Raw genomic sequence first — 6604 nt, 5'->3', positions numbered from 1 at the left:
TGGCACGCTGTTGAGTTCTCAAGGAACGGACGCTTCCTTCGAGCCGCCTTCCAGCGGGCCCTCCGGGCGCTTCGTTCTTTCGTGTTTCCAGCTTACCAGATGTTTTCCGCTCCGTTTTCCCGGAGTTTCTTTCATCCGATTCCCACTGGGGGGATTTCCTGCAACTTCGCTCCGAAGCTTATCAAAGCTTTCGTACTGCGCAGTTCGCGGGATTTGCTTCGTCGGAGGGCGCGCATTTCGTGAAACGCGCTCGCCTCGATTCGGCGGTGTCGTAGACACTAACGCCCGGGCCCGACCGTTGTCCAGTCAGTCCCAACCGTTCAAACCTACTAGCCCACCGGTGCCACGTCAATGGTCCGGCCGGGATGCGAGAAGAGTAGCAGGTCAGAGGCCTGGTGATCACATCCGCCTCACGCGGCGACCGGCTGAAGGTCCGCCCGGTCGGCCGCGTCCAGGTCTCCGGTCTCGCCGTCCGCCGCGGCCTTCTTCCCCAGCACCAGGGCGTAGAGCAGGAAGGCGGTCTCCGCGACGACGCCGATCGAAATGCGCGCCCAGGTGGGCAGGCCCGACGGGGTCACGAAGGCTTCGAGGATGCCGGAGACCGCGAGCACCGTCGCCATGCCGATGGCCATGCCGATGATGGAACGGCCCTGTTCCGCGAGCGCCGTCGTCCGGGTGCGCGGACCCGGGTCGATCACCGTCCAGCCGAGGCGCATGCCGAGCCCGCCGGCGACGAAGACGGCGGTCAGCTCCAGCAGGCCGTGCGGGATGAGCAGGCCGAGGAAGACGTCGAGCCGGCCCGCCGAGGCCATCAGGCCGATGCCCGCGCCGAGGTTGAGGACGTTCGACCACATCACGAAGATCACGGGGATGCCCAGCGCGATCCCGAACAACAGGCACTTGACGGCGACCATGGCGTTGTTCGTCCAGACCTGGGCCGCGAACGAGCTCGCGGGGCGGTCCGAGTAGTACGCCTCGTACTCGCCGCCGGGGCGGGTCATCTGGCGCAGCATCTCGGGCGAGGCGAGGCTGTTGCGGACCTCGGGGTGGTTGGCGACCCACCAGGCGATCACCGCGGTGGCGACCAGCGAGACGACCGCGATCGGCAGCCACCACCGGCGGGACCGGTACAGGGCCGCCGGGAAGCTCACCGTGTAGTACCGCGCCACGTCCCGCCAACCGCTGCTGCGGGTGCCGGTGACGGCGGCCCGCCCGCGGGAGACCAGCGCGGTCAGCCGGCTCACCAGTGTCGGGTCGGGCGCGGCGGCCTGCACCTTGGCCAGGTGGCCGGTGGCCCGCTGGTACAGGGTGACCAGTTCGTCCGCCTCTTCCCCGCTGAGCCGGCGCTTGCGGGCGAGGGCGTCCAGCCGGTTCCACTCCCCCTGGTGGGTGGCGACGAAGACGTCCAGGTCCATGCGGCGGCTCCATGGTCGACGCGAGGCGCGGGGCGCACGGGGCGGCCGCACACACGCGGGGCGGTCGGGCAGGTCGGGCGGCGAAGACGTACGGACACGTGCGGGCCCAGCATGCCAGGACGGACCGACGCCGTGGCCCCCGGGATCTCACTTCCCGTCCGAGTGCCGGGCGCCGTATGTTGGCGACTGCGGATCGGACGGCAGCAGGTGGGTCGCGGGGGCCGGTCCGGGATGTCCCGCGCCACGGCGTCCATCCGCCTCCGCGACCTCGACGAGCGTGAACGGACGGGTGTCTTGAGCGACCTGGTGACCGGCGAGGCGGTCGTCCTCGACCTGCGCGCGGCGAAGCTTCCGAGCCGGGCGCTGGCCGTCGCGCTCGACCTGGCCGTGGAGTTCGCCGGCCTGCTGATCACCTCGCTGGTCCTCAGCGTCGCCCTCTCGGGCCTCGACGGCGCCGCGCTGACCGCCATCCTGCTCGGGCTGATGGTGTTCTTCCTGGTCGGCGTGCCGGTGATGGTCGAGACGTTCAGCCACGGCCGTTCACTCGGCAAGGCCGCGCTCGGTCTGCGGGTGGTCCGCGGCGACGGCGGTCCGGTGCGGTTCCGGCACGCGCTGGTGCGCGGCCTGACCGGCTTCTTCGAGCTGATCACGCTGAGCGGCGCGCCCGCCGTGATCTGCTCGGTGGTGAACTCGGAGGGCAAGCGGCTGGGCGACATCTTCGCCGGGACGCTGGTGGTCCGCGAGCGCGCCCCGGGCGGCGGCGGGACGGCGGTCGCCCTGCCGCCGGTGCACCCGCAGCTGCTGCAGTCGATGGGGCACGAGCTCCGCGCGATGGACCTGTCGGCCGTCCCCGAGCCGCTGTGGCTCGCGATCCGCCAACTACTGGGACGGATAGGCCAGTTGGACCAGGCCGTGGCGCACCAGTTGTCCGCCCGGCTGGCCGCCGACCTCGCGGCCAGGACGTCCCACGACGTGCCGCCGGGAGTGCACCCGGCCGCCTACCTCGGCGCCGTGCTCACCGAACGTCAGCGTCGGGAGTGGACGCGCGCCGAGGGCTACCGGCCGACGCCAGCCCCACAGGCCCCGCAGACCCCACAGGCCCCGCCGACCTCCCAAGGCCCTCAGACCCCGCAGCCGTCGATGCCCGCGGCGGCCGCCCCGCTGACCGCACCACCGGCACCGCCAGCGCCGCCGGCACCGGCCGCCACCACCCAGCCCAACGACATGGGCTTCGCCCCGCCCGCCTGACCCGCGGCCTACCCCCCGAACTCCACCGGCCAGGCGTTCGGCGGCGACTCCAGCTCCTCCAGCTCGATCCCGTCCGCCGACAGCACCACGTCCCCGGCGAGGTGCACCACCTGCTGCTCCCCGGTCTCCAGGTCCGCCACCTGGTACCGCTCGACGAGCAGCGGACCGGAATCCGTGTCGTGCGTGTCGGTCCCCTCCAGCAACCAGCCCTGGTCGAAGGTGCGCGGCGCCAGCACCGGCTCGGTGAACGCCACCAGCCGCACCCGGGCGCTCGCCCCCTCCCGCAGCCGCAGCAGGCGGGCGGTCGCGACCAGGAAGGCGGGCGAGCGCCCGGTGAACCCGTGGGCCCGGTCGTGCCCCTCCACCGCGTGCTCGCCGCCCGGGTCGGCCGCGTCCGTACGGACCCACGCCACCCCGTCCACCGCCCCGCCGCGGACCTGCCACCCGCCCGCCCGCAGTTCCATCCGCAGCGGCCGGGCGCGCGAGTCCAGCGTGAGGTCGACGGTGCCGGTCACCCGGCCGTCCGGGGCGTAGGTCTTGGAGACGTACCGCCAGCCGGCCGGCCCGGGAGCGCAGCTGAACCGCTCCTCGCCGAGCAGCACGTGGTCATGGGTGTCATGGAGCGAGTACCGGCCGTTGGGCATGCCCGAAGCCTACGTGGACGCCTCCGACCGGCCGGCATGCAACCTTCCGGAACAGTGCCCGCATTAGGGAGGCGGACGGCGCGGGAGAGACGCCGCCGACACGACGAAGGGGGGTGCGGATGGCGAAGCAGACACACGACGCGGAGTTCACGGAGTACGTGGCCTCCAGGAGCGGCTGGCTGCGGAAGGTCGCCTATCTGCTGTGCGGGGACTGGCACCGGGCCGACGACCTGGTGCAGGAGACCATCACCAAGCTGTACGTGAACTGGTCGCGGGCCAAGCAGGTGGAGAACCTGGACGGCTACGCCCGGCGGGTGCTGGTCAACGTGTTCCTCGGCGAGCAGCGCACCTCGTGGTGGCGCCGCACGGTCCGCCGGGAGACCACGCCCGATGCCGTCGCCGACAGCATCGACCTGGACGCCTCGCTGGACCTCCGCCAGGCCCTGGCGGCACTGCCGCCGCGCCAGCGCGCCACGGTCGTCCTGCGCTACTACTGCGACCTGACCGTCGACCAGGCCGCCGAGGCCCTGGGCTGCTCCCCCGGCAACGTGAAGAGCCAGAGCTCACGCGGCCTGGACGCCCTCAGGACCAGGCTCGTCGCCCGCCCCGCCGTCGCAGAGAGGACGCCATGACCATCAACGATCACGACGAGCTGGCCGCCCACCTGACGGCCCTGGCCGACGCGCCGGCCCCACCGGCCGCCTTCGACGTCGCGACGTCCATCTCCCGGGGACGGGCCCGCCTGCGCCGCCGGCGCCAGGCGGCGGTCGGCGCGCTGGCCGCCATGACAGCGGCCACGGTCACGACCGCCCTCCTGCTGGCGCCGGGCGGGGGCTTGCACGCGACCCAACTGCTGCCCGCCGGCACTCCCCGGGAATCCGCGACCCCCACCCCCGGCGAGCCGGTCGGCAGCCCCACCAATCCGCTGATCATCAGCGGCAGGTTCGGCTGGCTCCCCGACTGGCTGGACCCGGCTCGCGACGTCGGGTACCTGGCGGACGGATCGACGGTCGTCACCAAGGCCGGCCAGGGCGGCCCGTCGGGGCGGCGGCTGGACCTCCTCGTCCATCCGGCCGGTGCCGAGCCCCGGTTGACCGAGACATCGCAGTCGAAGCCGGAGAAGGACCCGGCGCCCCCCGTCAACGGCCGGACCGCGTACTGGGTCACCGACCCGACCCATCCGACGTTCGACAGCGGTCGGCGCATCCTGTGCTGGCAGACCGCTTCCGGCCGTTGGGCGCAGCTGGTGTCGAACCGCCCGCGCGGCGGCGAGGTGCCCGACGACGTGCTGCTCCGGATCGCGGCCGACGTCCAGGTCGGCGAGTGGCCCGCCGCGCTGCCGTTCTGGCTGTCGGGACTGCCGGAGGGCCTCCGGCCGAACCAGGCCGATCTGAGCCGTCCTGCGGCCGGGCAGCCGTGGAGTGCGGGAGCCGGCTTCTCCGTCGGCGAGATGACCATCGCCTTCATCGTGGCCCCCGCGGGCAAGCTGGAGTTCGGGAAGTCCGAAACGGTCTGCCGGGAGGAGCAGGGTCTGCAGATCTGCGCGACGACCGAAGGTGGCAGCAAGCCGCTGCTCGACAGGTTCGGTGGTCTGGAGGGCCTGACCCGGATGGTGCACCCCACCGGTGTCGACCCGTCGACCTGGACGACCGACGTCATCCGCTGACGGACGTCCGAACGCGCCGGTGGCCGGCACCCACGGGGGGTGCCGGCCACCGGCGTACGACTGTCACCGCATCAGTAGCGGTACTGCTCCGCCTTGTACGGGCCCTCGACCGGGACGCCGATGTAGTCGGCCTGCTCCTGGGTCAGGGTCGTGAGCTTCACGCCCAGCGCGTCCAGGTGCAGACGCGCGACCTTCTCGTCCAAGTGCTTCGGCAGCACGTACACGCCGATCGGGTACTGCTCGGTCTTCGTGAACAGCTCGATCTGCGCGATCGTCTGGTTCGCGAAGGAGTTGGACATCACGAACGACGGGTGACCGGTCGCGTTGCCCAGGTTCAGCAGACGGCCCTCGGACAGCACGATGATCGTCCGGCCGTCGGCCTTGCGCCACTCGTGGACCTGCGGCTTGACCTCGGTCTTCACGACGCCGTCGAGCTTGGCCAGACCGGCCATGTCGATCTCGTTGTCGAAGTGGCCGATGTTGCCCACGATCGCCTGGTGCTTCATCCGGGCCATGTGGGAGGCCATGATGATGTCCTTGTTGCCCGTGGTCGTGATGAAGATGTCGGCGGTCTCGACGACGTCATCCAGCGTGGCAACCTGGTAGCCGTCCATCGCCGCCTGCAGCGCGCAGATCGGGTCGATCTCCGTGACGATGACACGGGCGCCCTGGCCGCGCAGCGACTCCGCGCAGCCCTTGCCGACGTCGCCGTAGCCGCAGACGACGGCGACCTTGCCGCCGATCAGGACGTCGGTGGCGCGGTTGATGCCGTCGATCAGCGAGTGGCGGCAGCCGTACTTGTTGTCGAACTTCGACTTCGTCACCGAGTCGTTGACGTTGATCGCCGGGAACAGCAGCTGGCCGTCACGGTGCATCTCGTACAGCCGGTGCACACCGGTGGTGGTCTCCTCGGTCACGCCCTTGATGGTGGCGGCGACCTCGGTCCACTTGTTCGGGGTGTCCTTCAGGGTGCGGTTCAGCAGCTCCAGGATGATCCGGAACTCGTCGTTGTCCGCGGTGGACGGGTCCGGAGCGGCACCGGCCTTCTCGAACTCGACGCCCTTGTGGATCAGGAGGGTGGCGTCACCGCCGTCGTCCAGGATCATGTTCGGGGTCTTGCCGTCCGGCCAGGTCAGCGCCTGCTCGGTGCACCACCAGTACTCCTCCAGCGTCTCGCCCTTCCAGGCGAAGACCGGGACGCCCTGCGGGTTCTCCGGGGTGCCCTCCGGGCCGACCGCGATGGCCGCGGCCGCGTGGTCCTGGGTGGAGAAGATGTTGCACGAGCACCAGCGGACCTCGGCGCCCAGCGCGGTCAGGGTCTCGATCAGCACCGCGGTCTGCACGGTCATGTGCAGCGAGCCGGTGATGCGGGCGCCGGCCAGCGGCTGCGACGCCGCGTACTCGGCGCGGATCGACATGAGGCCGGGCATCTCGTGCTCGGCGAGCTGGATCTCCTTGCGGCCGAACGGCGCCAGGGAAAGGTCGGCGACCTTGAAGTCACCGGTGATGTCGGTCGACATGCGTCTGCTCCTCGCTGATGGGGTGGGGCAAGGCCAAGGTCCTGGGTGTGCGTCGCAGCGCGGCGGTGCCGTACGAGGGTGCACGGCCACGCCGGGGCGGCCGGGCCCGCT

6 protein-coding genes are annotated in these 6604 nt (G+C 71.4%); 3 read left to right on the top strand and 3 right to left on the bottom strand.

Annotated features, from left to right (window positions below):
- Positions 1-410: 410 nt before the first annotated feature.
- Positions 411-1415 (bottom strand): stage II sporulation protein M, encoded by a 1005-nt coding sequence (locus ACFXDE_RS26910; RefSeq protein WP_380441998.1) that lies wholly within the window; start codon positions 1413-1415, stop codon positions 411-413.
- Positions 1416-1709: 294 nt separating this feature from the next.
- On the opposite strand from ACFXDE_RS26910, the gene ACFXDE_RS26905 reads away from it, so the two are divergent.
- Positions 1710-2663 carry an RDD family protein gene (locus tag ACFXDE_RS26905; RefSeq protein WP_380497279.1) on the top strand — a complete coding sequence of 318 codons (954 nt, stop codon included), beginning with the start codon at positions 1710-1712 and terminating at the stop codon, positions 2661-2663.
- An 8-nt stretch (positions 2664-2671) separates the two neighbouring features.
- Here ACFXDE_RS26905 and ACFXDE_RS26900 read toward each other — a convergent pair whose 3' ends face one another.
- Entirely contained in the window at positions 2672-3307 is a 636-nt protein-coding gene (locus ACFXDE_RS26900; protein ID WP_380497278.1) for a hypothetical protein, read from the bottom strand.
- A gap of 119 nt (positions 3308-3426) precedes the next feature.
- Between ACFXDE_RS26900 and ACFXDE_RS26895 the strand changes: the two genes are divergently transcribed.
- Both ACFXDE_RS26895 and ACFXDE_RS26890 read left to right on the top strand, forming a co-directional pair.
- Positions 3427-3939, top strand: a complete 513-nt coding sequence (locus ACFXDE_RS26895; RefSeq protein WP_380497277.1) for a SigE family RNA polymerase sigma factor — start codon at positions 3427-3429, stop codon at positions 3937-3939.
- The gene (locus ACFXDE_RS26890) at positions 3936-4973 is read left to right on the top strand and encodes a hypothetical protein (protein ID WP_380497276.1); all 1038 of its coding nucleotides are present in this window, start codon (positions 3936-3938) and stop codon (positions 4971-4973) included. The genes ACFXDE_RS26895 and ACFXDE_RS26890 overlap by 4 nt, the downstream gene beginning before the upstream one ends.
- Positions 4974-5044: 71 nt before the next feature.
- Here ACFXDE_RS26890 and ahcY read toward each other — a convergent pair whose 3' ends face one another.
- On the bottom strand, positions 5045-6493 hold the full coding sequence (ahcY, locus tag ACFXDE_RS26885; RefSeq protein ID WP_380442009.1) for an adenosylhomocysteinase: 1449 nt from the start codon (positions 6491-6493) through the stop codon (positions 5045-5047).
- Positions 6494-6604: the final 111 nt, after the last annotated feature.

It is taken from the genome of Kitasatospora sp. NPDC059408, assembly GCF_042751525.1.
In the GTDB taxonomy this organism is placed as follows: domain Bacteria; phylum Actinomycetota; class Actinomycetes; order Streptomycetales; family Streptomycetaceae; genus Kitasatospora.
Note: the sequence above shows the minus strand (reverse complement) of the source record. Positions and strands in the feature narration are given on the sequence as shown.

What these genes read in the sequence shown, in the direction of transcription:
- ACFXDE_RS26910 (WP_380441998.1), bottom strand. Translation starts at nt 1,415, where the DNA reads ATGGACCTGGACGTCTTCGTCGCCACCCACCAGGGGGAGTGGAACCGG.
- ACFXDE_RS26900 (WP_380497278.1), bottom strand. Translation starts at nt 3,307, where the DNA reads ATGCCCAACGGCCGGTACTCGCTCCATGACACCCATGACCACGTGCTG.
- ACFXDE_RS26895 (WP_380497277.1), top strand. Translation starts at nt 3,427, where the DNA reads ATGGCGAAGCAGACACACGACGCGGAGTTCACGGAGTACGTGGCCTCC.
- ACFXDE_RS26890 (WP_380497276.1), top strand. Translation starts at nt 3,936, where the DNA reads ATGACCATCAACGATCACGACGAGCTGGCCGCCCACCTGACGGCCCTG.
- ahcY (WP_380442009.1), bottom strand. Translation starts at nt 6,493, where the DNA reads ATGTCGACCGACATCACCGGTGACTTCAAGGTCGCCGACCTTTCCCTG.